Source organism: Liquorilactobacillus capillatus DSM 19910, assembly GCF_001434915.1.
GTDB lineage: Bacteria > Bacillota > Bacilli > Lactobacillales > Lactobacillaceae > Liquorilactobacillus > Liquorilactobacillus capillatus.
The window spans coordinates 1-3060 of the sequence record NZ_AZEF01000018.1 but is presented as its reverse complement, the minus strand read 5'-3'; the positions used below and the strand labels follow the sequence as shown (position 1 = coordinate 3060).

1 rRNA gene is annotated in these 3060 nt (G+C 49.3%); it reads right to left on the bottom strand.

The annotated features are described in order from the left end of the window. Positions 1–8 precede the first annotated feature (8 nt). Positions 9–2929, bottom strand: a 23S ribosomal RNA gene (locus FC81_RS04480). Positions 2930–3060 lie beyond the last annotated feature (131 nt).

Here is a 3060-nt window from a genome sequence, read left to right as displayed (position 1 = left end):
TTTTTCTTTTGGTTAAGTCCTCGACCGATTAGTTTTGGTCCGCTCCATACATCACTGTACTTCCACTTCCAACCTATCTACCTGATCTTCTCTCAGGGGTCTTACTTTCTTACGAAATGGGAAATCTTATCTCGAGGTGAGTTTCGCACTTAGATGCTTTCAGCGTTTATCTCATCCACACGTAGCTACCCAGCGATGCTCTTGGCAGAACAACTGGTACACCAGCGGTGTGTCCATCCCGGTCCTCTCGTACTAAGGACAGATCCTCTCAAATTTCCTACGCCCGCGACGGATAGGGACCGAACTGTCTCACGACGTTCTGAACCCAGCTCGCGTACCGCTTTAATGGGCGAACAGCCCAACCCTTGGGACCGACTACAGCCCCAGGATGCGATGAGCCGACATCGAGGTGCCAAACCTCCCCGTCGATGTGGACTCTTGGGGGAGATAAGCCTGTTATCCCCAGGGTAGCTTTTATCCGTTGAGCGATGGCCCTTCCATGCGGAACCACCGGATCACTAAGCCCGACTTTCGTCCCTGCTCGACTTGTCTGTCTCGCAGTCAAGCTCCCTTGTGCCTTTACACTCTGCGAATGATTTCCAACCATTCTGAGGGAACCTTTGGGCGCCTCCGTTACTCTTTAGGAGGCGACCGCCCCAGTCAAACTGCCCACCTGACACTGTCTCCCGCCACGTTTATTGGCGAGGGTTAGAGTGTTCATACAACGAGGGTAGTATCCCACCAACGCCTCAGTCGAAACTAGCGTTCCGACTTCAATGGCTCCTACCTATCCTGTACAAGTTGTACAAACACCCAATATCAAGCTACAGTAAAGCTCCATGGGGTCTTTCCGTCCTGTCGCGGGTAACCCGCATCTTCACGGGTATTATAATTTCACCGAGTCTCTCGTCGAGACAGTGCCCAAATCGTTACGCCTTTCGTGCGGGTCGGAACTTACCCGACAAGGAATTTCGCTACCTTAGGACCGTTATAGTTACGGCCGCCGTTTACTGGGGCTTCAATTCTGAGCTTCGCCGAAGCTAACCCATCCTCTTAACCTTCCAGCACCGGGCAGGCGTCAGCCCCTATACGTCATCTTACGATTTTGCAGAAACCTGTGTTTTTGATAAACAGTCGTTTGGGCCTATTCACTGCGGCTGATCTGACGATCAGCACCCCTTCTCCCGAAGTTACGGGGTCATTTTGCCGAGTTCCTTAACGAGAGTTCTCTCGCTCACCTGAGGATTCTCTCCTCGACTACCTGTGTCGGTTTGCGGTACGGGTAGTTGCAATCTTACTAGAAGCTTTTCTCGGCAGTGTGACATCAGAACCTTCGTTACTATAATTTCACTACCCATCACAACTCGTTCTTAGATAAGCAAGCATTTGACTCGCTTAAAAACTTGTTGCTTGGACGCACATATCCAACAGTGCGCGTTCTTAGCCTCCTGCGTCCCTCCATTGTTCAAACAATTACAACTAGTACAGGAATCTCAACCTGTTAGCCATCACTTACGCCTTGCGGCCTCAGCTTAGGTCCCGACTAACCCTGGGAGGACGAGCCTTCCCCAGGAAACCTTAGTCATTCGGTGGACAGGATTCTCACCTGTCTTTCGCTACTCATACCGGCATTCTCACTTCTAAGCGCTCCACTAGTCCTTCCGGTCTAGCTTCACCGCCCTTAGAACGCTCTCCTACCACGCAACCTAATGGTTGCATCCACAATTTCGGTAACATGTTTAGCCCCGGTACATTTTCGGCGCAGGGTCACTCGACTAGTGAGCTATTACGCACTCTTTAAATGATGGCTGCTTCTGAGCCAACATCCTAGTTGTCTATGCAACTCCACATCCTTTTCCACTTAACATGTATTTAGGGACCTTAATTGGTGGTCTGGGCTGTTTCCCTTTCGACTACGGATCTTATCACTCGCAGTCTGACTCCCGGATATAGATCAGTGGCATTCGGAGTTTATCTGAATTCAGTAACCCAAGATGGGCCCCTAGTTCAAACAGTGCTCTACCTCCACGATCCTAACTTCCGAGGCTAGCCCTAAAGCTATTTCGGAGAGAACCAGCTATCTCCAAGTTCGTTTGGAATTTCTCCGCTACCCACACCTCATCTCAGCATTTTTCAACATACATGAGTTCGGTCCTCCAGTGCGTTTTACCGCACCTTCAACCTGGACATGGGTAGGTCACTTGGTTTCGGGTCTACGTCTGCCTACTAGTTTCGCCCTCTTCAGACTCGCTTTCGCTACGGCTCCACCATTTCCGGCTTAACCTCGCAGACAAACGTAACTCGCCGGTTCATTCTACAAAAGGCACGCTATCACCCGTTAACGGGCTCTAACTACTTGTAGGCACATGGTTTCAGGAACTGTTTCACTCCCCTTCCGGGGTGCTTTTCACCTTTCCCTCACGGTACTGGTTCACTATCGGTCACTAGGAAGTATTTAGCCTTGGGAGATGGTCCTCCCGGATTCCGACGGAATTTCACGTGTTCCGCCGTACTCAGGATCCTGAACTGAGAGAAATTCGTTTCACCTACGGGGCTATCACCCTTTTTCGCTGACCTTCCCAGGTCATTCGGTTACAAACTTCTTTGTTAACTCAAATGTTCAGTCCTACAACCCCAAGAAGCAAGCTTCTTGGTTTGGGCTGTTCCCCGTTCGCTCGCCGCTACTAAGGGAATCGATTTTTCTTTCTCTTCCTGCAGGTAATTAGATGTTTCAGTTCCCTGCGTCTTCCTCCAACTGATCTATGTATTCAATCAGTGGTAATAGTCGATTAAAACTACTGGGTTGCCCCATTCGGAGATCTCCGGATCAAAGCTTACTTACAGCTCCCCGGAGCATATCGGAGTTAGTCCCGTCCTTCATCGGCTCCTAGTGCCAAGGCATCCACCATGCGCCCTTAATAACTTAACCTATCTTTACCAACGGTAAAGCGGTTATGAGTTTGCGTCAAGAAAATTCTTGTGTTTAAAACTCTTTAAAACGCGGTGTTCTCGGTTTGTTAATTTAAGAAAAAATATTATCTAGTTTTCAAAGAACAAATT